Here is a 24,913-nt window from a genome sequence, read left to right on the forward strand (position 1 = left end):
TTCGGATAAAGTCACGCGCAGAAAGAAAGAACCTACCATGACGACGCCTCTCATCGTTTCGGAAGTCTTCAAAAGCTTCACCATGCATCTTCGCGACGGTATCGAGCTGCCAGTCGTCCGCGATGTCAATTTCTCCGTTTCGGGCGGCGAATGCGTCGTGCTCGGCGGCCCTTCGGGCATTGGCAAAAGCTCGATCCTGAAAATGCTCTATGGCAACTACGCCATCGACAGCGGCCAGATCCTCATCCGCCATCAGGGTGATGTCATCGATATCGGCAGCGCCTCGCCGCGCACGATCCTCGAAATACGCCACCGCACGATTGGTTATGTCAGCCAGTTCCTGCGCACCGTGCCGCGCGTTCCAGCGATAGACGTCGTCGCCGAGCCGCTTTTTGCCCGCAAGGTTGCGGTCGAGGAGGCGCGCGAGCAGGCAGCGACGCTGCTTTCGAAACTCAACCTGCCGAAGGAGTTATGGTCGCTGCCGCCGGCAACCTTCTCCGGCGGTGAGCAGCAGCGTGTGAATATCGCACGCGGTTTCATCACCGATCACGCGATCCTGCTTCTCGACGAACCCACCGCCTCGCTGGATGCCGCCAATCGGCGGGTCGTCGTCGAGATGATCGCCGAAAAGAAGCGCAAGGGGACCGCCTTGCTCGGCATTTTCCATGATGAGGAAGTGCGCGAAGCCGTGGCCGACCGCATTCTCGACGTCTCGCAATTTTCTCCCCGGAAGGCAGCAGCATGAATTCCAGAGTCGGTCTCGAACCCGTCATCCACGACAGTGCCCGCGTCACCAATTCATCGATCGGCCGCTACACCGAAATTTCGGAGCGCTGCCGGATCGAGGAAGTCGAAATGGGCGATTACTCCTATGTCATGCAGGATGGCGCCATCTGGTGCGCCAGCATCGGCAAATTCGTCAACATCGCCGCTTCCGTCCGCATCAACGCCACCAATCATCCGATGTCACGGGCCACGTTGCACCATTTCACCTATCGCGCCCACAACTACTGGGACGACGCCGAGGATGAAAAGGACTTCTTCGCTGCCCGCCGCGCCAAGCGCGTCGTCATCGGCCACGATGTCTGGATCGGCCACGGCGCAACCATCCTGCCCGGCGTAACAATTGGAAACGGCGCGGTGATCGGCGCAGGTGCGGTCGTTTCAAAAGACGTTGCCCCTTATACCATCGTCGGCGGCGTGCCCGCCAAGCTGATCCGGGAACGCTTCCCGGCTGAACTGGGCCGGAAAATGGATGATCTGAAATGGTGGGACTGGAACCATGCAACTCTGCGTGGCGCTCTCGACGACTTCCGCAATCTGGCGGCAGAGGATTTCGTCGCGAAATATGGCGGATAAAACCTTCCTTTTCTGAAACAGCTAAAAATCCCGGAGTAAAACTCCGGGATTTTTTGTCTTGAGGCCTTTGAGAGATGTGCGGATTCCTGCGCACCGAGATACCTCCTGAAAGCTTTGTCGGCGAACAGGCGCAGGCAGCACCGCGGAAACCTGTAATATTTTATTCATCAAACTGACATTCGCGCTTCACGCACCGCTGTTACGTGGAACCCCGTCAAAAGAAGATTGGACGGGGAAATGAGCTTTCACCTGAAGCAAGTCACGCGCCGTTTCGGCAACCACACTGCGGTCGATTCCGTAAATGTCGAGATACCGCAGGGTCAGATGGTCGGCGTGATCGGGCGCTCCGGTGCGGGAAAATCGACGCTGCTGCGCATGATCAATCGCCTCGTCGACCCTTCCTCGGGCTCCATTCATTTCAACGATACCGAAGTCTCGGCGCTGAAGGGTGCGGCGCTCCGCAACTGGCAGCGCGACTGCGCCATGATCTTCCAGCAGTTCAATCTGGTGCCCCGCCTCGACGTGCTCACCAACGTCATGCTCGGCCGCCTTAATCACCGTTCGACGGCGCTTAGCCTCTTCAACATCTTCACCCATGAGGAGCGGCTGATGGCGATCGCCGCGCTGGAGCGGCTGGGCATCGAGCATGTGGCCATGCAGGCGGCAGGCACTCTTTCCGGCGGCCAGCAGCAGCGCGTCGCCATCGCGCGTGCGTTGATGCAGTCTCCGAAGATGGTCCTGGCCGATGAGCCGATCGCCTCGCTCGATCCCCTCAATGCCAAGATCGTGATGGACGCGTTGCGCGACATCAACGAGCGCGAAGGCATCACCGTCATCACCAATCTGCATACGCTGGATACGGCGCGCAATTATTGCGAACGCATCATCGGCATGTCTCAGGGCCGCGTCGTCTTCGATGGAACGCCCGCCGAGCTCACGGCTGCTGCCGTCACCGAAATCTACGGAACCGATTCTCAAGGCTCCGGCATCGACGAGACAATGACCTCGACCAGCATCAATATTCCCGGCGCGCAGCTTGCCGCGCGTCCGGTGCAGCAATCTGCCGGCCCTGAACCGCTCGCTCTCGCCGGGCTCTGAGGAACCGCTCAGCATCGTTTGTGCCCGCGTCAAGGGCCAATATTTCACAACAAACTCCGGCTCGCCGGGAAACAGGAGAAAGTCCATGTTGAAGAAATTGCTTCTTTCGGCAGTCGCCCTTGGCGTTCTGGCCGGTTCCGCCATGGCTCAGGACGTCAAGGTTCTGCGTATCGGTCTCGACGGTTCCGAAAACGAAGCCGACCAGATCCGCAACACCAAGTGCGTTGCCGATGGCCTCAAGGCTGCGACAGGCGTTTCCGAAGTTCAGGTCTTCCCCTCGCCGGACTATAACGGCGTCATCCAGGGCCTGCTCGGCGGCACCATCGACATCGCCTCCATGGGCGCGTCGTCCTATGCCAAGATCGCTATTGCCGACCCCAAGGCTGTCGATCCGATTCTGACCTACACGGGCTCTGACGGCTCCAGCGGATATTACACCATCATGATTGCCCGTAAGGACAGCGGTATCAAGACGCTGGCCGATGCCAAGGGCAAGAAGATCGGCTTCGCCGACCCGGACTCCACCTCGGGCTTCCTTATTCCGAACGTGGCGATCCCGAAAGAAACGGGCGTCCCGGTGAAGGAATACTTCTCTGAAACCGGATTTGGCGGCGGCCACGAGAACCTCGTTCTCGCCGTTCTCGACAAGAAGTTTGACGTCGGCACCACCTTCGGTTCGGGCGTTGGCAAGTGGGAAGAAGGCTATTCCGGCGGTAACCTTCATCAGATGGTCAAGAAGGGTAACCTCGACATGGACGATATCGTTCAGGTCTGGAAGTCGCCGCTAATACCGAACGGTCCGCTGCTCGTCGCCAACAAGATCGGCGACAACATGAAGCAGAAGGTAGAAGACTTCTTCATGGAACTGCCCAAGAAGGACCTTGCATGCTTCCAGGGCTTCACCCAAGGCAAGAACACTGCCTACATCAAGGTCGATCCGTCTTTCTACCAGACGATCATCGACGCTCGTAAGTCCGTCATCGGCGGCTAATCCTCAGCTCTCATCCGGAGGCGGCGGTGCTTACGGCGCCGCCGCTTTTGCCAATAAAGGAAAAGCGGCATGGCGATCACACTGCACAATGGGACCCACGCGCCCGAGGGCTTGAGCGCATCGTCCAAAACGGTCATGCGTCATTATCAACAGCAGTTGAAGACAAGACGCATTTATACCGTCCTTTCGCTCGTCATCTTCCTCATCGTCCTCGCCGCCTCCCTGAATTTCGCGAACGAAGCAAACTCGGGCAAATTCTTCGAGCGCCTGCCCTATTTCTTCGATTTCATGAAGACCTTCGTGCCGGATAGTCCGCTGGAAATCTTCCGGGCGATGTTCGACCTGCCCTCTCCCTATGCGGATGGTTCGCTGAAATACAACTATGTCGCAGATCGCGTTTACATCGCCGACGGCTTCTACATACCGCACTTCATCTACCAACTAGTCATCACGCTCAATATCGCGCTGGTCTCGACGATCATCGGCACGAGTTTCGCCTTTGTGCTCTGCTTCTTCGCCTCGACCAACCTCGTTGGCGCCGGCCTCGTGCGCTGGGTGGTGCGCCGGATTATGGAGGTGTTGCGCGCCTTTCCCGAAATCGTCGTCGCCGGACTGCTGACTGCCATCCTGTCGATCGGTCCGATCGCGGCCATCATCGCGATTTCGGTCCATACGATCGGTGCGCTGGGCAAGCTCTTCTTCGAAGTCGTGGAAAATGCCGACATGAAACCGGATGAAGGCCTGCGTGCAGCCGGCGCCAACTGGCTGGAGCGGGTGCGCTTTGCCATCGTGCCGCAGGTTTTGCCCAATTTCGTCTCCTATGCGCTGCTGCGCGCCGAAATCAACGTACGCGCCTCCACCATTATCGGCGCCGTGGGCGGCGGCGGCATCGGCGAGGTCTTCCGGCTGTCGATCGGTAACGATCACGCGGCGAAGACCTATGCCATCATCATCCTTCTGCTGATCACCATCATTGCCGTCGACCAGTTTTCCAGCTGGCTGCGCCGCAGGCTGATCGGCCAACAATCCTTCGAATTCGGACGGGGAGCGGCCTGATGTCGTCCAGCTTCATTCTCAACACCGCTGACCGCGAGAGGCTGACGGCTGCACATCCACACGTGTTCAACCGCAGTTTCATGCAGCGATATGGCCTGCTCGTTGGCCTTCTCGCCGTCACCGCCTACCTCATCGGCTGCTTCTTCTTCTTTAATGTCGGCCCGGCTTTCATGCAGGGTCGATGGGATCGCGCCTCCAGCTATATTCAGGACTGGTATTCCTGGCGTGCTCAACCGCGCCTTCGCTTCGAAGACGGCAAGGTTCAGCCACAATGGTCGAGCCGCGGACAATATCCAGCCGACGCCAAGATCGACTGGCTGCAGCCCTTGCCGGATGGCGGTTACAGCGTTTTTTATGCGGGCTCGGACAACCGCCTCGATGTGACGCCGACGCGGGTCGATGTCTATGTCGATGGCAGGAGTTATCCTGTCGTTATCAATGGTGATCAGGCTTTAGCGCCGCAAAACGCACCGGAGGAAATCCGGCAGGACGGCAATAAGGTGCTCGTCCATTACGGCTTTGCGGGTCAGGCCGAGATCCGCACCAGCCAGGTCTATGTGCAGCGCCGCTTTCTCGGATGGGCGAACTTCTTCTTTGACACCCATTCAGAATTCTGGGGCAAGAGCTACGGCCAACTGGCAGCACTGGCTCTGTGGGGAGAGAGGCTCGATCCCGCACGGTCCAATATCGGTCACATGGTGGATGATTTCCTCGATAACAGCGTCTGGCAACATGCGGATATCCTGTCCAAGCTGATGCAGACGCTGGTGATGGCATTTGTTGGCACGCTGTTCGGCACGCTCGTCGCCCTGCCGCTCGCCTTCATAGCGGCACGCAATATCACCGCAAACAAGGCAGCAAACTGGGGCATGAAGCGCCTGTTCGACTTCCTGCGCTCCATCGACATGCTGATCTGGGCGCTGTTCTTCACCCGCAGCTTCGGTCCGGGGCCGATCCCCGGCATTGCGGCGATCTTCTTCACCGATACCGGTGCACTCGGCAAGGTCTATGCCGAAGCGCTGGAGAATGTCGACGACAAGCAGCGCGAGGGCGTCAAGTCGGTCGGTGCATCGCCGATTGCGGTCAATCGCTTCGGCGTGTTGCCGCAGGTCCTGCCGGTCTTCATTTCCCAATCCCTTTATTTCTGGGAAAGCAACACTCGCTCCGCCACCATCATCGGTGCGGTGGGCGCCGGCGGCATCGGCCTGAAGCTGCTGGAAGCGATGGGCACCAATGCCGACTGGGACAAGGTCGCCTATATGGTCCTGCTCATCCTCTTCGTCGTTTTCCTGTTCGACCATATTTCCAATTCGCTGCGTTCGCGGCTTATCGGTAAAACACAGCATTAGGCCTAACGGGCTGGATAACGAAAGTCGCAACGATGTTCGTTATCCCTCGTCCCGAACGTTTACGCAGTCCCGATTTGCGCCGGCCTTATTTCTCCACCATCTTCGTCTGCGCCTTCATCGTGGTGGGAGTATCTGTCACGTTTTGAGTGCGCTTTTTTTCCATCTGCATCATCATTCTGTCACGGAAAGCGATTACTCGCACTCCTGACCTTGCGGGAAGCGGGCGAGTCACGCCAAATAGCTTCTCATCCCTGGTTTTCCATGACACCGAAGAGTGCTTGCCGTGCGCTACGCCATCTATTTTTCTCCGGCTAAAGATCATCCGCTGACTGAAACGGCGTCGCGCTGGCTGGGCCGCAATGCGTTTTCCGGCACGTTGCACGACGACCACCACGACTATGCCGATTTGACGGAGGAACCGCGCCGTTACGGTTTCCACGCGACCCTGAAGGCCCCCTTTGAGCTTGCCGAAAAATACAGCGAAGCGGAGCTTCTCGCGACCGTCAAAGACTTTGCGGCCAATCAGTCCGCCTTCGAGATACCGCGCGTCGTCGTCGGGGCGCTTGGGCCGTTTTTCGCGCTGGTTCCAGACCGTATTTACCAGCCGCTACAGGATTTTGCCGCCGACGTTGTTGATCACTTCGATCGGTTCCGCGCGCCCCTGTCCGAGACCGATATTGCCCGCCGACGGCCGCAGATGCTGACGGAAAGCCAGCGACAAAATCTCTCTCTCTGGGGTTATCCGCATGTGATGGATGACTTTCGTTTTCATATGACGCTGACCGGCCGTATCGATGAAGATGAGCAGCCCGCCATACAAGAGGTTCTCTCGACGCGGTTCGCTGAATTCACCGACCGCCCTCTCGCCATTTCCGGCCTCGCCTTGTTCATTGAAGAAACGCGCGGCGCGCCCTTTACCGTTCATAGCTGGCACCCCCTTGCCCAGCCACCAAAGAAAGATGCGAACCCATGACCGAGCACGCCCTTTCCAATGCCCGTATCGTTCTGGAAGACGATATTATTCTGGGATCTGTTCTGATCCGTGACGGCAAGATTGCTGATATCAGCCAAGGCGCTTCCAAAACCGGAGAAGACCTCGAAGGCGACTTCCTGATCCCCGGTCTGGTGGAACTCCACACTGACCATCTGGAGCAGCATTATTCGCCGCGCCCAGGCGTGATCTGGGACAAGATCGCCGCCATTCAGGCACATGACGCACAGGTGGCCGCCTCCGGCATCACCACCGTGTTCGATTGCCTGCGGCTTGGTTCAGATGAGGATGGCGGCTTCGAGAAGGGCGAAATGCGGGCGATGGCTGATGCCATCGAGGCGGCAGCGGATCAGAATCGTCTGCGGGCGGACCACCTGCTGCATCTGCGTTGCGAAGTGGCCTCTGCCGATGTGCTCGAACATTTCGAGGACTTCGAAACCGATCCGCGCGTGCGGCTTATTTCGCTGATGGACCACTCCCCGGGTCAGCGCCAGTTCCAATCCATGGATCAGTATATCTTCTATTATCAGAAGAAGCGCGGACTGAGCGACGAGGCCTTTGCCGAATTCGTGCGGCGCCGGCAGGCCGCATCGGCGGAATATTCCACCAAGCATCGTGATTATCTGGCTGCCCGCTGCGCCGAGCGTGGTATCACCGTTGCGAGCCATGACGACGCCACCGAAGCCCATGTCGGCGAAGCGATCGGCCATGGCGTGAAACTGGCGGAGTTCCCCACCAGCGTTGAGGCTGCAAAGGCCTCGCACAGCGCCGGCATGAGCGTCCTGATGGGCGCGCCGAATATCGTTCGCGGCAAGTCGCATTCCGGCAATATCGCCGCGCGCGATCTTGCGGAGATCGGCGTTTTGGATGTTCTTTCCTCCGATTACGTGCCTTTCAGCCTGCTCTTTGCACCGTTCCTGCTCGCCGATCAGGTTGAGGCCATCAGCCTGCCGGAAGCATTGCGCATGGTTACCGCCACGCCGGCACGCACGGTCGGCCTCGTTGACCGGGGCCGTATCGCCACCGGATTGCGGGCCGATCTGGTAAGGGTCCACCGCGAAGATGGCGTGCCGGTCGCCCGTTCGGTCTGGCGCCAGGGCAAGCGTGTGGCATGACCACCGATGGAGACGATAGCCGGCGCACATTGTCGCCCGGCACGATGATCGTGATTGTCGGCCCGAGCGGGGCCGGCAAGGATACGCTGATGGACTATGCGGCGGCGCGGCTGTCCGGTCGCCCGGGTTTCCATTTCACGCGTCGCGTCATTACCCGCAGTTGCGATGCGGGTGGCGAGAATCACGATGCCGTTTCGATGCACGAATTCAGCCAGCTGGAGGATGCAGGCGCCTTTGCGGTCTCCTGGCAGGCGCACGGTCTGAAATACGGTATTCCGGCCGCCGTCTATCGCCATCTCGAAGCGGGAGAGGTTGTCATCGCCAATGGTTCGCGCTCGGCCCTTCCCCATTTTGGCGCCGCCTTTTCCCGCTTGAAGGTCGTGAACATCGTTGCGCGGCCGGATGTGCTGGCAAGGCGGCTGGAACAGCGCGGACGGGAAAGCCGGGACGATATCCTGCGCCGGCTGGAACGCAGCTCGCTGGCCGTCGCAGGGGATTTCGATGTCACGACCGTCGACAATAGCGGCGCAATCGAAGACGCCGGAGAAAGCATCATGCAGGTGTTGCAACAAAGCGCCGGTTTCAATCACCCTTAAAATGCCGCAGCCGGGCTGCTCGACAAACACGCTTTCAAGGCTTACCATCAGGCGACAATTTCCAAACATGGTACGCCAAGGCGAGGAATGCCCGAAAAAAGGGTCAGTGACGAGATATCTGTGGTCGCCGGTCTCGCCGCCGGCGTCAGTAATTATGCCCGGTCACGGGGCATCGATATTGTTCCCATCTGCAGGGCTCTGGATATTGATCCCGCCACATTCAGCAGTCTGACGGAACGCATCAGCCTCGACAGATTTTCCCGCCTGCTCGAAACCTGCGCACTGATTTCCGGCGATGACGCCTTCGGCCTGCAATGCGCCGCCACCTTTCCACCCGGTGCATCCGGCGCGTTTGGATATGGGCTGATCAGCGCTCCAACGGTACGCTCGTTCCTGCGTTTTCTTCAGGACCATGTTTATTACGCCACCAATAACAGCAATTTCACCATGGTAACGGATGCCGCGCAGGTGACCCTGTCTTGGTCCTTCGCGCCCGCGATCCCCAAGCGCGATCAATATGTGGATTTGTCGCTTGCCGTTCTGATGCAGCGGCTGCGCGATATTCTCGGAGAACGAGTGAACCAGATCGAGATCGGTCTGGAGCGACAGAAACCAAATAATATTCAGCTATTTAAAGACAGATTGACCAGACGGGTCAGCTTCTCCCAAGCCATTCACACGATGCGACTTCCGGCATCGCTTCTGGATGTTGCCAATCCGAATGCGGATGAACGCCTGTTCGAATTGATGAATCTGCAATGCCGCATGTTGCGGCCGGAAACGTCGGCGGACGCGACCCATTTCATCGATCAGGTGAAACGCTATATGCAGATGCGGCTGTCGGACGCGGAACTTTCACTCGGAGAGATCGCCCCCTATTTCAACCTGTCGGAACGGAGCTTCCAAAGGCGGCTCGCCGAGCTTGGCACCAATCTCAACGAGATAAAGGACGCCATTCGCAAAAATGCCGGTTTCAAACTCCTCGTCGAAAGCGATCTTCCAGTATCCGACATCAGTTACAGGCTTGGTTATTCCACTCCCGGGGCCTTTTCGCGTTCCGTTTCGCGCTGGTTCGGGGCAACACCCACGGATATTCGCAGGAAACACGCGCATCATTCCGCCGGCTGACAGATGTTATCAGCATCAATATTTCGGAAACACCCATAAAAATTAAGAAATATGTCGGCGTTTTTTGAAAGATGTGCCGAAACGTAACAATAGAAATACAAAACTTGGCGCCCGATGTTATTTTATCGGCTCGGAACATCGCTTATTGGAGCACCCCATATCCCCGGGATATGACGAAAAACATTCCAGAGCTTTGAACCTACATTCTGCGCACGACCCGTGATTATGGTCTCGGCAATGGCGCGGCACTTCTCTCAATGCCCCGAAATATCGTCTACACCGGGACCGGCTGGCCGCGAAAGCGGCTTTTTACTGCATAATTCCTGATGCGAGATGAAACCTATTGGCGAAACTGACGTTTCTGTTCGCGTATAAACCGAGCGGTCAATGAGCCGGTTTCGGGGGCGAGATCACCAGATGGTCGTACACCCGGGACAGGTCAATCTCTTTTGAGGCTGAAAGAAAATGTCTTCAAAAATGCCGCATGAACATCATCAGACGCGCGACATCGTCCTTTCGGATCGTGAGCGACATTATCTGGGACTTGTCGCACGGGGTAAACATCCTTCCCACGTCGCTCTGATAACCGGCGCGGACGAAACGGAAGTGAAGGAAACTTTGGAGCGGGTGCGAAACAGACTGGGGGCGGCCAATCTGCTGAACGCCGTCAGCATTGCTCTGCTTCGTGGGCTGATCGAACACGACGCATAATCGATCTTCTGCTTTTTCCCGGCTTACGCGAAACGTCCCCTCCCGTAAGCTGAAAACCGAATGAGCGGCTTTTTTGCGTCAGATCCCTCCATGTCTATGGAGGGATGGCGGACCAAAAGCGGGCTGGACATGATGTCCGGTCCTTTCGACGCAAATGCGAAGCAGCCATATCGGGTTTGCCCGGCGGATCATATTCGATCCGCCGGGTTTTTCTTGTCGCTTCAGAGCGATTGAATCTCGGCGAGGATATCGCTTTCGATTACGATGCCGCTTTCCAAAGCCTGTTTGCGGATGCCCTGGCTGCGGCGACCGGGCAGACGCACATTTTCCTGCTTTTCGATCTCACCGGCGATGAGTGCCAGCCGCTGGGTAAAGGCCGCGCCACCAGAGAATGCCGGGTCTATGGCGATGATCGTGTGGCCGAGAGAGGGCGGCGCGCCCTTGTCGTCCAGGAGGGAAGATGCCTGGAATCCGAAATTTCCACCCGTCACCGCGGCCGCCATGATCTCCACCATCAGCGCCAAGGCAGCCCCCTTGGCTTCACCCGCAGGCACCATCGTTCCGGCAATGGCCTCTTCGGGATCGGTGGTCGGCCGGCCGTTTCTGTCGAGCGCCCAATCGCCGGGAATGGTTTCACCCTTCTGTCGTGCCGCCATGATCTTTCCGCGCGCGACCTTGGACAGGGCCAGATCGATGACCAGCGGATCGGCACCGCCGATAGGCGCCGCAAAGGCGATGGGGTTGGTGCCATAAAGCGGCGTGCTGCCGCCCCAGGGCGCCATGGAGGCCGGTGCATTGGCGAACATAAGCGCGACAAGGCCCATTTCCGCGAACCGCTCGACCGTCAGAGCCATGACACCGGCATGATGAGAGCGATGGATCGCTGCAAGCGCGATACCCTGCTGTCGGGCCATTTCAGGCAATTCGTCCAGAGCGCAGTCGATCGCGGGATAGGCATAACCATGATTGGCATCGATGGAGAGAACGCCCGGCTTCACGCGCTTCACCATGGGACGCGCCTGGCCGTCCACCTTTCCAACCCGCGCCTGGCGAACATAAACTGGGATACGGCGAAAACCGTGGCCGCCCTGACCAGCCGCCTCGGAAGCGACCAGCGCCTTTGCCACCGAACGAGCATTTTGCGGCAGAACGCCATTACGCTCAAAGATAGAAGATACGAGATCCTCCGCCTCTGCGATTGAGAATTTCATGATTTTCGTGATTCCTGTTGGATTGCATGCGATGGGACGGATTGGTCCTACTCTGCGGCATAGGACCGCTGCAAATCAACATGGATAATAAATAAGGCATCCCATCCTTTCCGGAGCTGGGATGCCTGAGATAATCGTTCAGTTCCAGCCTACTTGAAAAGAATCGGCAAGGTAAAACTCGTATTTGCGCCTGGCGGCGGCGGCGAGACGGACGCCTTCTGTATGACGGCCAGAAGCTTCTGGTCCATCGCCGAGTCGCCGGTGGATGAAACAATCCTCGCCCCGCCGACGGATCCGCCGCTGTCAATCTTGAACGAAACCGTAATGGTCATTCCCGATTTTCCAGCTGAACGCACCAGTCGCCGTTGCATCGCCGAGCGCACTTTCGCACCCCAGTCGGCATTTGACATGGACGAAGACGAGAAGAAACCGGCATTGCTGCGCGATGCCGCCGTCCGGTCGGACTGCTGGGCTTCCGCCTTTGCGGTTTCGCGCAATTCCGATGCCTGCTGCGGTTTGGGGCGCTGGCGCTCGACCTTCTTTTTCTCTTCCGGCTCTTTCTTTTCCACCTTCTTTTCGACGGGTGGCGGCGGAGGCCTTACGACTGGCAAGGGAACCTCGACATTTTCGAGCTCCGCCATCATCTGCTCCTGAACGGGATCGATGGGTTCCACGGGTTCGGGAATTTCCTGCGGTTCGACGATCTCCTCGACCGGCGGCTCAGGCGGCTGCACCGGTTCAGGCGGTGGTGGCGGCGTTTCCGCAACCGGCTCCGGTGGCGGCGGCTCTTCCGGGGCGGCTTCTTCCACCGGTTCGCTGCTGTCGCTCTTCACCTCTTCGGCGTCTTCGACATCCTGCGCCGGCGTCGTTTCTTCAGTCTTGACGGCTTCCGGTATCGCCGCCATTTCGATCATGATCGCGGCAGGAGGCGGCCCGCCGGCTTCCTGCTCCTCGGGCTCCTGCATCAGATAATAGGCAAAACCGGCATGAACGCCCAGCATGAGCAGCGCCGCGGCGGACCACAGCGTCACTTCCCCGAGACGGGAATGCCGGGCCTGCGGGTAGCCGTTTTTAGTCATGGCGCGGTTCCCTGCGCTGCCAACGCCACGGGTTGGCCAGTAGCGACGGGCTGCGACGCCGCAGCCGCGTTTTCCAGCCCTACCAGGGCGATCTTCAGATAACCGGCATCTCTCAGCAGGTTCATGATTTCCATGAAGTGGCCGTAGTCGACGGCCTTGTCGGCGCGCAGGAAAATACGCGTATCCTTCTTGCCGCCGGTCTGCCTGTCGATGGCTGCCGCGAGCGCCTCGCGGGCAACCGCATCATTGCCGAGATTGAGCGAGAGATCGTCTTTGACCGTCAGATAAAGCGGCTCTTCCGGCCGCTCCGCCGGTTTGGCGGTGGATGCTGGCAGATCGACATTCACATCGACGGTCGCGAGCGGTGCAGCCACCATGAAGATGATGAGCAGAACCAGCATCACATCGATGAAAGGTGTAACGTTGATCTCATGGTTTTCGGAGAGATCGTCTCCGCTATTTTCGCGAATGCCGCCAGCCATGACCGGTCACCGTCCAACCAGCGATACGGCCGGCTTGCTGGTGCTGCCTGGCGGAACTCGGCGGAAATCGAGATCGCGGCTGACGAGGCGCTCCACACCCGCTGCGGCATCCGCCAGCAGGTGACGATATCCGGTAATCGAGCGGGCGAAGACGTTGTAGATCACCACGGCCGGAATGGCCGCGACAAGGCCGATGGCGGTTGCGAGCAGCGCTTCCGCAATACCTGGCGCGACGACGGCGAGATTGGTGGTCTGCGTTTCCGAAATGCTGATGAAGGAATTCATGATGCCCCAAACCGTGCCGAAGAGGCCAACGAAGGGAGCGGTGGAACCAATGGTCGCCAGAACACCCGTTCCGCGCGACATGCGGCGGCCCGCATGGGTTTCGATCCGCGACAGCGCCGAGGAGACGCGCTCCTTGATACCGCCGCCGTCGGTATGCTCGACCACCGCATCGGAAAGCTGCATTTCGTGGGTTGCCATGCGCAGCATCAGCGCGGCAGGCCCGCCCTTGTTTTCGACGGCATCGGTGGCCTCATCAAGTGTTTTTGCCCGGCGAATGACCTTGAGCGTCGCGCCGGCACGCACCCGTGCACCTGCGAGCTCGATCGATTTCGCCACCCAGACCGTCCAGGTGACGAACGAGGCGAAGGCGAGGCCGATCATGACGCCCTTGACGACCCAGTCCGCCGCCATGAACATGCCCCAAGGAGACAGGTTGTGCGGAATGTCCGCGCGACGTTCGGCACTGGTCGGCTGGGTGCTGACAGGTTCGACCGGGGTGGCAATTTCGCTCGGCGAGGCCGTCTGGTTCGTCTGTACTGGTTGCCCGGTCTGCGCTGGCTGCGGCGCAATGCCTTCAGGTGCCGGCGCGGGATCGCTTGCGGACTGAGCGGGCGCGGCCTGGGGCGATGACGGCTGCGCGGTTGCGGAAGGTTCGGCGGCTGGTGGGCTCGGCGTTGCAGGAGCTGTCGGCGCCTGTGAGGGCTGAACCGTTTCCGCCTGTGGCGCGGATTGAATCTGGGCTTCAGGAGCGGACTGAGCAAAAGCCGCACCGGCACTCAGGCCCGTCAGCAAGGCCACAGTCATGGCAAGGGAGGCATGCCGTATTGCGTTTGCCTTAGTGGAGGGCGCGGAAGAGGTGAAGGTCGCAGCTGACATAGTTTTTATCCCGGATTTCCGTCGATGAACTCATCCGCAGACTGACCGGTCCTGAAAACCGGGGCCATCAACGGACATCGTCGTATAAGCTCGACGTTCCGATAATAAACCTGAGTTCTTTTAACAACTATTATATCGTCAAAAGACGACTCGCAAACTCTTCTTTACGAAAAATTGATCGCCCAGACAGTTTTAGCTGTTTTGTGAAGGCGAAAACTGCGCAACCAGCGCATGCCGGTCCCCGGGATAGCTAACCCGGACACTGGTGATGTAATCTGTCCCGTGCCAGGTGCGGCGATCGATAACCAGACAGGCCGCACCGGAAGCAATACCCAACGCCGTGGCGTTTTTGCGGTCTGCGGAAAGGGCGCTGATGCGATGTTCGGCAGCGCTCCAGGGTACCATTTTCAGCAGCCAGGTTCCCGGTCCGACCTGCGAAAAATCAGCATGTTCCGCCTCGGGAACAGCGGTGACATTGATAATGCGTTCCTCAAGGCAAAAGGGCACACCACCGGCAAAATGCGTGCAGGTGAGCTCCAGAACCGGGTCATCGGCGGCAAGCGCCATGGCGACGCCATCTTCCTTGCCCGCAGGGCGCAGCCGTTGCTTATCAAGACGGTAGCCGTAAACGAGACCGAGCGCCTGCACCTCCCGCTCGATATCGTGGATTTCCAGTACGGCGGATTGCGCATGGGGCTGGCGAACAAAAGTGCCAAGACGCCGGCGCCTTTCTATCAGGCCGCGTTGTACCAGCTCGCCAAGCGCCTTGTTCACCGTCATGCGCGAACAGGCATATTGCCGGGTCATCTCGTGTTCGAAAGGAATTCGATATCCCGGGGGCCATTCGCCCGACATGATATGGCGCTCGACATCGTTACGGATGCGCTCGTGCAGCGATTTTTCCTGAAGATCGGCGCCTGTGCTCCTCATACCGATACGTCTCTCCTCCCCTCTTGCCGGATCAGCTATCCATGGGCAGCAGCGGCAATTGCCTCGCTGCGTATTTCCTCCGTGAGTTTCGCACGCAATTCGGAAAACTCCGGGCTGGCCTTGACGGTATAGTGGCGCGGATGCGGCAGATCGACCGGCGTGATCGACTTGATGCGGCCCGGCCTTGCGGACATGGTTACGACACGCGACGCCATGAAAACGGCTTCCTCGATATCATGGGTGACGAAAATGACCGTCTTCTGCTCGCGCTCCCAGATGCCGAGCAGCAATTCCTGCATCAGGCCGCGCGTCTGGTTGTCGAGAGCCCCGAAAGGTTCATCGAGCAGCAGGATTTTAGGACCGTTCGCGAGCGCACGGGCAATGGCCGTGCGCTGTTGCATGCCCCCGGACAATTGTTTTGGCCAATGGTTTTCGAAGCCGCGCAGACCGACCTTGTCGATATAGCTATCGACGATCTCCCATTTTTCCTTCTCGGCAACGCCGCGTTCGCGCAGGCCGAAAGCGACATTCTCGCGGATCGTCAGCCACGGAAACAGCGTGTAGGACTGGAACACCATACCGCGATCCGCTCCTGGGCCCGTCACCGCTTTGCCGGACAAGAGCACCTCGCCCGTGGTCGGGCGGTCGAGACCAGCGATGATGCGCAGCAAGGTCGATTTCCCGCATCCCGACGGGCCGAGGATGGTGACGAAATCATTACGCGGGATTTCCAGATTGGTTGGCTGCAAGGCCAATGTCGGCTGCCCACCCTGCACGCCTGGAAAGGTGCGGCTGACGCCCTTGATAACGAGTTCGCTCATCAGGCAAGCCTCCAGGCGAAAAGCTTCCGGTTCAATGATTTGAACGCAAAATCCGAAATGAGGCCAATAACGCCGATGACAATGATGCCGAAGATGATCTGCCCGGTCGCCATCAGCGCCTGGCTGTTGATAATCATATAACCGATGCCCGAGGAGGCGCCGATCAGCTCCGCAACGATGACATAGGTCCAGGCCCAGCCGAGGACGAGGCGAAGGATTTCGGCAATGTCGGGCGCATTGGCGGGAATGAGGACACGGCGCACCACACCACGGTCTTTCGCCCCCAGCGTATAGGCGGCCTCCACCAGATCACGCCTTGTGCCGGCAACCGCCACGGCCACCATCAGGATGATCTGGAACACCGCGCCTATGAAGATCACCAGCAGCTTCTGCATCTCGCCTATGCCGGCCCAGAGGATGAGAAGCGGCACAAAGGCTGAAGCCGGCAGATAGCGCGCGAAGGAAACGAAGGGCTCAAGCAGCGCCTCGATCGGCTTATAAGCCCCCATGGCAATGCCGACAGGCACGGCGACGAGGGATGCCAGCACAAAACCGCCCACGACGCGCCAGATCGTCATGCCGATATCGCCGGCAAATCCCTGATCCGTCAGCAGATAGATACCGTCTTTCAGCATGGTGATCGGGTCGGCCAGAAAGGTCGGCGACACGAAACCGCCCAGGGTGGCAAAGCCCCAGACGGAGAAAAACAGCACGAAGAACAGGATGCCGAGAGCAATTCTCGTACTGTTCCTGATGGGTTGAAGAGGTTGCATTCTGTCGCCTGTCCGAAAAACCGGCGCGGCACTTTCGCCGCGCCATCAGAGCGCCTTGCGCCTTTCATGACGCACAATCGACGCTCTCACTCATCTCTGGCCGCGATATTCCCCGCTGGGAATGCGGCGGCTTATTCCGTCACTTGATGAAGGACGTATCCGCAAGCGTCGAAAGATCGGGTTTCGACTTGATCACACCGATTTCCAGCAGCAGGTCGGCCGCTTTTTCAGAGAATGTCTTGAATTCACCCTCGAAGAATTTCTGGTTGGCGGCCTTGTCCTGCCATTCAAGGAATTTCGCCGATGCAGCGAAGGCCTCGCCCGCCTGCTTCACATCCGCTCCCATCGTCTCATAGGACTTTTCCGGTTCGGACTTGATGAGTTCCAGTGCCTGGAAATAGCTGTCCGCCAGAGCCTTGGCCGCCTGCGGATTGGCCTTCAGGAAATCCGGCGTGCAGCCGAACGTATCCATGACAGCCGGATAATCCAGCGTTGTCGCAAGGATTTTGCCTTTGTCAGGGGCGGCACGAACAGTCGAGAGATAGGGCTCATAGGTCATGGCCGCATCGTTCTGGCCGGCGACAAAGGCCTGCGCGGCCGGTCCCGGTTCAAGGTTGACGACCTTGACATCTTTGAGGGTCAGACCGTTTTCCTTGAGAATCCAGGCAAGGAAAAAATAAGGTGACGTGCCCGGCGCAGACGCTGCAATCGCCTTGCCCTTGAGGTCGGCAACCTTTGATACGTCGCTGCGCACGGCAATACCGTCCGCACCGTGCGATTTATCCATCTGGAAAATCTGGGTGGATTTCACGCCGTTGGCGTTCCAGGCAATCCAGGTTTCCACCGTGGTGGCGGCACACTGAATGTCACCTGACGCAAGAGCCAGATGGCGGCTGGCCTGCGGGATCTTCTTGATATCGACCTTCAGGCCGTTCTTTTCAAAAATGCCTGCCTGCTTGGCAAGCGTCAGCGGCGCAAAGCCGGTCCAGCCGGACATGCCGATCGTTACCGACGTCTCGGCATAGGCAGAAGCGGATGAGGCGAGCGCTGCGATGGCGGCGAGAACCCACGTTTTCGTCATGATCTGAACCCCTTTGATTTATTTTTGTGCGATGTTGTTTTTCGCTTTATTTGAGGCATGGTAGGCAGGGATTTTATATTTGTCTAGACAAAATAGAGGCCTCCGAATGCCTCCAGAAAGATTGCAGATGCGCCGTCCGGCATTCTAGAGATAGGATAACACTGCCCGCGCCGGGCATGCTGTGTTTTCATATCGAGCTTTTTCCATGACCCGACAAAGACGTCGCAATATCATCAGGGCAAGACGAACCGGGACCGGAATTGCACTGGTTGCCGCCATTTCCTTTATTGCGGGGATGACTGATGCGGTGGGCCTCCATATTTCCGGCGACTTCGTGTCTTTCATGACCGGCAACACGACGCGCGCCGCAGTCTCTATGGAGGCTGGCCTCTATTCCCATGCTGCGAAACTGCTTCTTGCGATCGTTGCCTTCGTGGCCGGCAATGCCGGCGGCATCGTGGTGGCGCATAAGTTCGACCGGCGCATCTTTGCCGTTCTGATGGCTGTGGGATCGCTCGTGGTCATTTCCGCCTTGCTCGGCGGTGAAGCTTTCGCTCTTGCCCAGTTTTATCTCGTCGTTTTCGCCATGGGCATGGTCAACGCCGCCGTCGAACACATAGAGGGGCTGCCGATCGGGCTTACCTATGTAACCGGTGCGCTTTCCCGTTTCGGCCGCGGCATTGGCCGTTTTCTTCTTGGCGAACGGAGCCTCGACTGGGGCATTCAAATCGTGCCCTGGCTGGGCATGATCTGCGGCGCGATCTGCGGCGCCGTTCTCGCCGCCACGCTGCAAGCGAATGCCCTTTGGGTGGTTGCGGCCATGGTTTTCGCCGTTGCCATCGCCACCTTCCTCATTCCGCGCTCGCTTCGCCAGCGCTACAATCAACGGGTCAAAATCCGGCGGATTACGCCCTGAAAATCGCCGCCGTCACTTTCGTGAAATGGTGACGAATTTCGTGCCGCGCACACGCACCGTCATCAGGCAGGGCTCCTTGTCGGTGCGCTCACAATAACGCGGATGCATCTTCAGCACGAAAACCATGTTGCCGAACCGCTTGATGAAGTCATAACCGTAGATCCGCGCCGTCGCGATCATCAGATAACCGCCCTCTTTTACCTGGACGTAGAAATTATAGGGGCATCCCTCATCGTCGCAGGCGCGGCCTTTTTCGCCGTCGCAATCCAGAACGCCATGATTGACGACAGCATCCATCAGCCCGTCATTGTTTATATCCAGCCGTGTAACAAAATCGTCGCCGAAAGCCGCCACCTTGCACTCGGTGCGGAAATGGTCCTTTTCATAGATTTCGGGGTCGCTCACCAGCTGCTGCTGCGCCGAAAGCACCGCCGGAAACATCAAGAGAACCAGCGCCTGAACAGCGGCAACGAGAGCGATTCGCACGGCATTTTCCTTTGCATCCGTTTGGGTTATGGATGTTGCGATCATCCGGGCGGCCAGCCTAGAGTTTAGTGCTTGCGCGACACTGACGTGTTCGCAGCCCGTATTTCCGGGGGGAACCTTTTCATGACGCTTCTGGGTTTTCTCGATTATGCCGGTGTCGCCGTGTTTGCCGCAACCGGCGCACTCGCTGCCTCGCGCAAGCAGCTCGACTTGATCGGCTTCCTGTTTTTCGCAGCCGCGACCGGCATCGGCGGCGGCACGGTGCGTGATCTCGTGCTCGGCAGGGCGCCGGTGTTCTGGGTGGTAAATCCCACTTATATTCTCGTCTGCGTCTCGGTCGCGGTTCTGCTGTTCTTTACCGCGCATCTCTTCGAATCCCGTTACCGAGTATTGATCTGGCTCGATGCACTCGGTCTTTCCGCCTATTGCGTGATGGGGGCTGCCAAGGGTCTTGCGGCAAGTGGCTCAGCAACCGTGGCCATCGTCACCGGCGTTCTGACGGCGACATTTGGTGGTGTGCTGCGCGATGTTCTCGCCGGGGAACCTTCCGTTCTCCTTCGCCCGGAAATCTACATTACCTGCGCGCTTTTGGGCTCTTCCACCTTCATTGTCGTCTATTTCCTTGGCGCACCGCTTTATGCCGCATCAGCGGCGGGTTTCCTCACGGCTTTCTGCGTGCGAGCGGGCGCGTTGATCTTCGGCTGGACTTTTCCGCCCTATAAAGCCAAGCCCGGCAGGCCGCCGGAAGATGTCATGAAGTGATACAGGAAATGACCGCTGAAAACAGAAATGGCGCCTCATGGGCGCCATTTTCATCTCCGTCATCGGGCAAAAGCTTCAACCGCGCTTGCGGCGAAGGCGGATCACCACGTCCACATGGGCGATTTCCATGCCCTCGGGCGCTTCCGGCAGATTGTCGATCTGGAGATTGTTAACGGGAATATCGAGAACCTCGTTCTCGCCTTCCACGAAGAAGTGGTGGTGATCCGACACGTTGGTATCGAAATAGGTGCGCGCGCCTTCGACGGCGAGAACGCGGATCAGGCCGGCTTCCGTAAACTGATGCAGCGTGTTGTAAACCGTGGCGAGAGAAACGGGCACGCCAGCGGTCACCGCCTCGTCATGCAGTTCCTCTACCGTCAGGTGGCGATCACCCTTTGCGAAAAGAAGATCGCCCAAAGCAACGCGCTGGCGCGTGGGCCGCAGCCCCGAGCGCCGCAGCCTCGTTCCGATATCCAATGTGGCGTCAAATGCCATGCAATCCCATTCCAAACAGGGGTATGAAACCCGTCAATTGCAATAGCATATATCTTTTGCAGGGAATGCTTTCAATAGTTTCAGCGCCGCCGAGTGTCGCAAATGGCTGTAAACCGGCCATTCTTGCAAATTTCCTCTGGTTCCAGCCGGATGCTTCCTGTATGCGGACGGCATATTGAGGTAATGACTTCGGCAAAGAAGGTTATGAAGACAAAGAATGGGGGCGAAACCGCCTCTGCCCTTGCAGCGCTTCATTTTGAACCTAACTTGCTCTAGTGAAGTCGATCAACACCAGTAATTGGGAAGTGAAAGCGGTATGGCAACGAGGCAATCAAGTTACAATTACGAGGAGATCCTGTCCTGCGGTCGCGGCGAATTGTTCGGCCCGGGAAATGCACAGCTCCCATTGCCCCCCATGCTCATGGTCCATCGCATCACCGAAATTTCCGAGACCGGTGGCGCGTTCGATAAAGGTTTTATCCGCGCCGAATACGATGTCAGCCCCGATGACTGGTATTTCCCCTGCCATTTTCAGGGCAACCCGATCATGCCGGGCTGCCTGGGCCTTGATGGCATGTGGCAGCTGACCGGCTTTTTCCTGGGCTGGCTGGGTGAAGAAGGCCGCGGCATGGCGCTTTCCACCGGCGAAGTGAAGTTCAAGGGCATGGTTCGCCCTCACACCAAACTCCTGCAATACGGTATTGATTTCAAGCGCGTGATGCGTGGCCGCCTGGTGCTTGGCACCGCCGATGGCTGGCTGAAGGCGGACGGCGAAACCATCTATCAGGCATCCGACCTGCGGGTCGGCCTGTCCAAGGAAAAGGCTGCCTGAGGCAGACGAAATAGTTCAGACAAACGCCGGACGGCCTTCAGTCGCCCAGCCGAAATCTAAAGAAAAGGTCCCTTTGATGAGACGAGTTGTTGTCACCGGCCTCGGTATTGTTTCCTCCATCGGCGGTGATGCCGCTGAGGTCACCGCGTCGCTGCGCAATGCCAAATCCGGCATTTCATTTTCGCCGGATTTTGCCGAACACGGTTTCAAGTGCCAGGTCTGGGGCAAGCCGTCTCTGGACCCGACCGATCTGGTCGATCGTCGCGCCATGCGCTTCCTGTCGCAGGGCGGCGCGTGGAACCACGTCGCCATGAAGCAGGCGATCGCCGATTCCGGTCTCGAAGAGAGCGATATCAGCGGCAATGAGCGCACCGGCATCATCATGGGTTCGGGTGGTCCTTCCACCCGTACCATCGTCGAAGCTGCCGACATCACGCTGAAGAACAACAGCCCGAAGCGCATCGGTCCCTTTGCCGTGCCGAAGGCCATGTCCTCCACCGCATCGGCCACGCTCGCGACCTGGTTCAAGATTCACGGCGTCAACTACTCCATCTCTTCGGCCTGCTCCACCTCGGCGCATTGCATCGGCAACGCCGCCGAAATGATCCAGTGGGGCAAGCAGGACGTGATGTTCGCCGGCGGCCACGAGGATCTCGACTGGTCGATGTCGAACCTTTTTGACGCCATGGGCGCCATGTCGTCCAAATACAACGAAACTCCCGACGTCGCCTCGCGCGCTTATGACGTGAACCGCGACGGCTTCGTCATCGCCGGCGGTGCGGGCGTTCTGGTTCTCGAAGAGCTGGAGCATGCGAAGGCACGCGGTGCAAAAATCTATGCCGAAATCGTCGGTTATGGCGCGACCTCTGACGGTTACGACATGGTTGCCCCCTCAGGCGAAGGCGCGATCCGCTGCATGCGGCAGGCTCTTTCCACCGTCAAGGGCGACATTGACTACATCAATACGCACGGCACATCGACGCCGGTTGGCGACAGCAAGGAAATCGGGGCGATCCGCGAAGTCTTCGGCGACAAGATCCCGCACATCCAGTCGACAAAATCTCTCACCGGCCATTCGCTGGGCGCGGCCGGCGTGCAGGAATCGATCTACGGCCTGTTGATGATGCAGGAACGCTTCATCGGCGAAAGCGCGCATATTTCCGAGCTTGATCCGGAATTTGCGGGCGTTCCGATCGTTCGCAGCCGCATCGACAACGCCAAGATCGACACCATTCTTTCCAATTCCTTCGGCTTTGGCGGCACCAACGCTACGCTCGTCTTCCAGCGTCATAACGGATAATTGCCCATGAACGGCATCATGCAAGGTAAGCGCGGCCTCATCATGGGCGTCGCAAACAATCACTCGATCGCCTGGGGCATCTCCAAGGCGCTTGCGGCACAGGGCGCGGAACTCGCCTTCACCTACCAGGGTGAAGCGCTTGGCAAGCGCGTGAAACCGCTCGCCGCGGAACTCGGCTCCGACTTCATCGTACCTTGCGATGTCGAAGATATAGCTTCGGTGGATGCGCTGTTTGCGACGATCCGCGAAAAATGGGGCTCGCTCGATTTCGTCGTGCACGCCATCGGCTTCTCCGACAAGAACGAGCTGAAAGGTCTTTACGCCGACACGACGCGCGAGAATTTCAGCCGCACCATGGTCATCTCCTGTTTCTCCTTCACGGAAATCGCCAAGCGCGCCGCAGAACTGATGACCAATGGCGGCTCCATGCTGACGCTGACCTATAATGGTTCGCAGCGCGTCATTCCAAACTACAACGTCATGGGCGTCGCCAAGGCGGCTCTCGAGGCGTCCGTGCGTTATCTCGCCGCCGATTACGGCCCGCGCGATATCCGCGTCAACGCCATTTCGGCCGGTCCGGTCCGCACGCTCGCGGGCGCTGGCATTTCGGATGCGCGCGCGATCTACGCATGGAACCAGAAAAACGCACCGCTGCGGCGGACTGCTGACATCGATGATATCGGTGGATCGGCGCTCTACCTCCTGTCCAGCATGTCGCGAGGGGTGACCGGCGAATGTCACTACGTGGACTGCGGCTATAACATTACCTCCACCCCAACGCTGGAGGTTCTCGCCAGGGCCGACGCGGATTAAGTCTCCGCTTCATCCAATTCCGAGAAAACCCGGCCCTGAGCCGGGTTTTTATTTGGGACGTGCCAAATTCGGAAATTATTAAAGTATAATTTATCGAAGTAACAGAATCTAAACATGGGGTGGTTATGGTCCGCAACAATTCAACTGTTGCGCTTGCCGCATACTCTAGAGATAGACGCCCCATATGCGACTGGCCAGACTGAAGCCATTGCTGGAAAAATTCGGAGTCTCGCGCGACGGGACAGCAGCCATCGAATTCGCGATCCTGGCCATTCCCTATTTCCTCGTCGTTTTTGCGATTATCGAGACCTTCGTCGCCCTCATGGCGGAACAGGTCGTGGCAAACGCCACCGAGACCATGTCACGACGTCTGCGCACCGGGCAGATCAGCAGCTCCATCTCGAAAGAGGATTTCCGCAGGAGTTTCTGCAGTGAAGTCTCCGTGATGATCTCCTGCTCGGCAGATGAGATCCAGAAAGAACAGAAACTCTACGTCGACCTTCGCTCCTTTACTGCCTTCAAGGATATACCGACCACAATTCCTCTGAAAGCCTACGGCGAATATTACGATCTTGATACGGCACAATTCGGCTTCAAGCCGGGTGGACCGGAAACCATCAACATGTTGCGCGTGTATTATCGCTGGCGTGTCGTCGCCGATATCATCCGCCCCTACCTCACCAAAATACGCCCGGCCGATGGATCCATGCCCTCCCATTTCCTCATCGTCGCGACAAGTGCGTTCATGAACGAAAAATACACCACAGGCGGTGGCTCATGATGGAAGGTCTTGTCACCGTCGCGGCGAACGGCAAGCGGCGTCTGGTCGCACTCGTTTCACGCTTTGTCGGAGATCGCCAGGGTGTGGGCGCGGTGGAATTCGCCATCGTCTTCCCGATATTGCTTGCGCTCTATCTGACCTCTTTCGAGTTGACGATCGGCTATAACACCTACAAGCGGGCAAGCAGTGCGGCCGCCACCATCAACGACCTGATATCGAAAACGGGTTCCGTCGACAAAACCTATCTCACAGGCATGCAGGATGTCGCCACTGCGGTTTTTGCGCCCTACAGTACCAAGGGTCTGAAACTGAAGATCAGCGGCATCAAGATCGACGCGCAAAAACAAGCGAAAATCACCTGGTCCTGGGACGAGAAGAATCTGAGGCCCTATGCGGTTGGGTCAGTCGTCACCGTTCCGACCCGTCTGCTGGTGGAAAACAGCTTCCTCATCCATGTCGAACTTTCCGTTCCACATGAGTTGCTGATGTTCATGCCCGACATCGCCTCATCCGGCACGAAGTCGATCACGATCGGCAGGGACTATTTCTTCAAGCAGCGCGACGCCGAGACCGCCTGCACCAATTGCTGAGGCAAT

General features: G+C 58.4%; 28 protein-coding genes. 18 read left to right on the forward strand and 10 right to left on the reverse strand.

What is annotated here, in order from left to right; translation table 11 throughout:
• Nucleotides 1–37 precede the first annotated feature (37 nt).
• From phnL to ACFVTJ_RS16300, 11 genes are all read left to right on the forward strand, one after another.
• Nucleotides 38–745 (forward strand): phosphonate C-P lyase system protein PhnL, encoded by a 708-nt coding sequence (gene phnL, locus ACFVTJ_RS16250; RefSeq protein WP_386909044.1) that lies wholly within the window; start codon nucleotides 38–40, stop codon nucleotides 743–745.
• Nucleotides 742–1,359 (forward strand): DapH/DapD/GlmU-related protein, encoded by a 618-nt coding sequence (locus ACFVTJ_RS16255; protein WP_386909046.1) that lies wholly within the window; start codon nucleotides 742–744, stop codon nucleotides 1,357–1,359. The genes phnL and ACFVTJ_RS16255 overlap by 4 nt, the downstream gene beginning before the upstream one ends.
• Before the next feature lie 237 nt (nucleotides 1,360–1,596).
• Nucleotides 1,597–2,457, forward strand: a complete 861-nt coding sequence (gene phnC, locus ACFVTJ_RS16260; protein ID WP_077984535.1) for a phosphonate ABC transporter ATP-binding protein — start codon at nucleotides 1,597–1,599, stop codon at nucleotides 2,455–2,457.
• A gap of 85 nt (nucleotides 2,458–2,542) precedes the next feature.
• Nucleotides 2,543–3,448 carry a phosphonate ABC transporter substrate-binding protein gene (gene phnD, locus ACFVTJ_RS16265; protein WP_386909049.1) on the forward strand — a complete coding sequence of 302 codons (906 nt, stop codon included), beginning with the start codon at nucleotides 2,543–2,545 and terminating at the stop codon, nucleotides 3,446–3,448.
• A 69-nt stretch (nucleotides 3,449–3,517) separates the two neighbouring features.
• Complete coding sequence (phnE, locus tag ACFVTJ_RS16270) at nucleotides 3,518–4,504, forward strand: phosphonate ABC transporter, permease protein PhnE (protein WP_386909051.1); 987 nt, start codon at nucleotides 3,518–3,520, stop codon at nucleotides 4,502–4,504.
• Nucleotides 4,504–5,853 carry a phosphonate ABC transporter, permease protein PhnE gene (gene phnE, locus ACFVTJ_RS16275; RefSeq protein WP_386909053.1) on the forward strand — a complete coding sequence of 450 codons (1,350 nt, stop codon included), beginning with the start codon at nucleotides 4,504–4,506 and terminating at the stop codon, nucleotides 5,851–5,853. The genes phnE (ACFVTJ_RS16270) and phnE (ACFVTJ_RS16275) overlap by 1 nt, the downstream gene beginning before the upstream one ends.
• Before the next feature lie 283 nt (nucleotides 5,854–6,136).
• Nucleotides 6,137–6,826: a DUF1045 domain-containing protein gene (locus ACFVTJ_RS16280; protein WP_386909055.1), complete on the forward strand. Its 690-nt coding sequence runs from the start codon at nucleotides 6,137–6,139 to the stop codon at nucleotides 6,824–6,826.
• The gene (locus tag ACFVTJ_RS16285) at nucleotides 6,823–7,959 is read left to right on the forward strand and encodes an alpha-D-ribose 1-methylphosphonate 5-triphosphate diphosphatase (protein ID WP_386909057.1); all 1,137 of its coding nucleotides are present in this window, start codon (nucleotides 6,823–6,825) and stop codon (nucleotides 7,957–7,959) included. Before ACFVTJ_RS16280 ends, ACFVTJ_RS16285 begins: the two co-directional genes overlap by 4 nt.
• Nucleotides 7,956–8,555 (forward strand): phosphonate metabolism protein/1,5-bisphosphokinase (PRPP-forming) PhnN, encoded by a 600-nt coding sequence (gene phnN / locus ACFVTJ_RS16290; protein ID WP_386909059.1) that lies wholly within the window; start codon nucleotides 7,956–7,958, stop codon nucleotides 8,553–8,555. Before ACFVTJ_RS16285 ends, phnN begins: the two co-directional genes overlap by 4 nt.
• An 87-nt stretch (nucleotides 8,556–8,642) precedes the next feature.
• On the forward strand, nucleotides 8,643–9,683 hold the full coding sequence (locus ACFVTJ_RS16295) for an AraC family transcriptional regulator ligand-binding domain-containing protein (protein ID WP_386909061.1): 1,041 nt from the start codon (nucleotides 8,643–8,645) through the stop codon (nucleotides 9,681–9,683).
• A 465-nt stretch (nucleotides 9,684–10,148) separates the two neighbouring features.
• The gene (locus ACFVTJ_RS16300; protein ID WP_386909063.1) at nucleotides 10,149–10,394 is read left to right on the forward strand and encodes a transcriptional regulator; all 246 of its coding nucleotides are present in this window, start codon (nucleotides 10,149–10,151) and stop codon (nucleotides 10,392–10,394) included.
• A gap of 221 nt (nucleotides 10,395–10,615) precedes the next feature.
• Here ACFVTJ_RS16300 and ACFVTJ_RS16305 read toward each other — a convergent pair whose 3' ends face one another.
• The 8 genes from ACFVTJ_RS16305 to ACFVTJ_RS16340 all read right to left on the reverse strand — a co-directional run bounded on the left by ACFVTJ_RS16305 (nucleotide 10,616) and on the right by ACFVTJ_RS16340 (nucleotide 17,932).
• The gene (locus ACFVTJ_RS16305; RefSeq protein WP_386909065.1) at nucleotides 10,616–11,605 is read right to left on the reverse strand and encodes an Ldh family oxidoreductase; all 990 of its coding nucleotides are present in this window, start codon (nucleotides 11,603–11,605) and stop codon (nucleotides 10,616–10,618) included.
• Nucleotides 11,606–11,754: 149 nt separating this feature from the next.
• The gene (locus tag ACFVTJ_RS16310) at nucleotides 11,755–12,684 is read right to left on the reverse strand and encodes an energy transducer TonB (RefSeq protein ID WP_386909067.1); all 930 of its coding nucleotides are present in this window, start codon (nucleotides 12,682–12,684) and stop codon (nucleotides 11,755–11,757) included.
• On the reverse strand, nucleotides 12,681–13,166 hold the full coding sequence (gene exbD / locus ACFVTJ_RS16315; protein ID WP_386909069.1) for a TonB system transport protein ExbD: 486 nt from the start codon (nucleotides 13,164–13,166) through the stop codon (nucleotides 12,681–12,683). Before exbD ends, ACFVTJ_RS16310 begins: the two co-directional genes overlap by 4 nt.
• 6 nt (nucleotides 13,167–13,172) lie before the next feature.
• Entirely contained in the window at nucleotides 13,173–14,327 is a 1,155-nt protein-coding gene (gene exbB / locus ACFVTJ_RS16320) for a tonB-system energizer ExbB (protein ID WP_386909071.1), read from the reverse strand.
• A 192-nt stretch (nucleotides 14,328–14,519) separates the two neighbouring features.
• Entirely contained in the window at nucleotides 14,520–15,257 is a 738-nt protein-coding gene (hutC, locus tag ACFVTJ_RS16325; RefSeq protein WP_386909072.1) for a histidine utilization repressor, read from the reverse strand.
• A 35-nt stretch (nucleotides 15,258–15,292) separates the two neighbouring features.
• The gene (locus ACFVTJ_RS16330; protein WP_020011222.1) at nucleotides 15,293–16,078 is read right to left on the reverse strand and encodes an ABC transporter ATP-binding protein; all 786 of its coding nucleotides are present in this window, start codon (nucleotides 16,076–16,078) and stop codon (nucleotides 15,293–15,295) included.
• Nucleotides 16,078–16,851: an ABC transporter permease gene (locus tag ACFVTJ_RS16335; protein ID WP_386909074.1), complete on the reverse strand. Its 774-nt coding sequence runs from the start codon at nucleotides 16,849–16,851 to the stop codon at nucleotides 16,078–16,080. Before ACFVTJ_RS16335 ends, ACFVTJ_RS16330 begins: the two co-directional genes overlap by 1 nt.
• Before the next feature lie 139 nt (nucleotides 16,852–16,990).
• Nucleotides 16,991–17,932 (reverse strand): ABC transporter substrate-binding protein, encoded by a 942-nt coding sequence (locus ACFVTJ_RS16340; protein WP_386909076.1) that lies wholly within the window; start codon nucleotides 17,930–17,932, stop codon nucleotides 16,991–16,993.
• 205 nt (nucleotides 17,933–18,137) lie between these two features.
• Here ACFVTJ_RS16340 and ACFVTJ_RS16345 point away from each other — a divergent pair, with 205 nt between their 5' ends.
• On the forward strand, nucleotides 18,138–18,848 hold the full coding sequence (locus ACFVTJ_RS16345; protein WP_386909078.1) for a YoaK family protein: 711 nt from the start codon (nucleotides 18,138–18,140) through the stop codon (nucleotides 18,846–18,848).
• A 12-nt stretch (nucleotides 18,849–18,860) separates the two neighbouring features.
• On the opposite strand, the gene ACFVTJ_RS16350 is transcribed toward ACFVTJ_RS16345, so the two are convergent.
• The gene (locus tag ACFVTJ_RS16350; protein ID WP_386909080.1) at nucleotides 18,861–19,379 is read right to left on the reverse strand and encodes a hypothetical protein; all 519 of its coding nucleotides are present in this window, start codon (nucleotides 19,377–19,379) and stop codon (nucleotides 18,861–18,863) included.
• A 78-nt stretch (nucleotides 19,380–19,457) separates the two neighbouring features.
• Between ACFVTJ_RS16350 and ACFVTJ_RS16355 the strand changes: the two genes are divergently transcribed.
• Nucleotides 19,458–20,096 (forward strand): trimeric intracellular cation channel family protein, encoded by a 639-nt coding sequence (locus tag ACFVTJ_RS16355; protein WP_386909082.1) that lies wholly within the window; start codon nucleotides 19,458–19,460, stop codon nucleotides 20,094–20,096.
• Between the two features lie 75 nt (nucleotides 20,097–20,171).
• On the opposite strand, the gene irrA is transcribed toward ACFVTJ_RS16355, so the two are convergent.
• A complete protein-coding gene (gene irrA / locus ACFVTJ_RS16360; RefSeq protein WP_003507276.1) occupies nucleotides 20,172–20,591 on the reverse strand; it encodes an iron response transcriptional regulator IrrA in 420 nt (139 codons plus the stop codon).
• A gap of 316 nt (nucleotides 20,592–20,907) precedes the next feature.
• On the opposite strand from irrA, the gene fabA reads away from it, so the two are divergent.
• The 5 genes from fabA to ACFVTJ_RS16385 all read left to right on the forward strand — a co-directional run bounded on the left by fabA (nucleotide 20,908) and on the right by ACFVTJ_RS16385 (nucleotide 24,907).
• Nucleotides 20,908–21,423 (forward strand): 3-hydroxyacyl-[acyl-carrier-protein] dehydratase FabA, encoded by a 516-nt coding sequence (fabA, locus tag ACFVTJ_RS16365; RefSeq protein WP_063949381.1) that lies wholly within the window; start codon nucleotides 20,908–20,910, stop codon nucleotides 21,421–21,423.
• Between the two features lie 76 nt (nucleotides 21,424–21,499).
• Nucleotides 21,500–22,723, forward strand: a complete 1,224-nt coding sequence (gene fabB, locus ACFVTJ_RS16370) for a beta-ketoacyl-ACP synthase I (RefSeq protein ID WP_020011229.1) — start codon at nucleotides 21,500–21,502, stop codon at nucleotides 22,721–22,723.
• A gap of 6 nt (nucleotides 22,724–22,729) precedes the next feature.
• Nucleotides 22,730–23,536 (forward strand): enoyl-ACP reductase FabI, encoded by an 807-nt coding sequence (gene fabI / locus ACFVTJ_RS16375; RefSeq protein WP_386909085.1) that lies wholly within the window; start codon nucleotides 22,730–22,732, stop codon nucleotides 23,534–23,536.
• A 184-nt stretch (nucleotides 23,537–23,720) separates the two neighbouring features.
• The gene (locus ACFVTJ_RS16380) at nucleotides 23,721–24,317 is read left to right on the forward strand and encodes a TadE/TadG family type IV pilus assembly protein (RefSeq protein WP_386909087.1); all 597 of its coding nucleotides are present in this window, start codon (nucleotides 23,721–23,723) and stop codon (nucleotides 24,315–24,317) included.
• Entirely contained in the window at nucleotides 24,314–24,907 is a 594-nt protein-coding gene (locus ACFVTJ_RS16385) for a TadE/TadG family type IV pilus assembly protein (RefSeq protein WP_386909089.1), read from the forward strand. Before ACFVTJ_RS16380 ends, ACFVTJ_RS16385 begins: the two co-directional genes overlap by 4 nt.
• The last annotated feature ends 6 nt before the right edge of the window (nucleotides 24,908–24,913 follow it).

Source organism: Agrobacterium sp. NPDC058088, from assembly GCF_042885035.1.
GTDB lineage: Bacteria > Pseudomonadota > Alphaproteobacteria > Rhizobiales > Rhizobiaceae > Agrobacterium.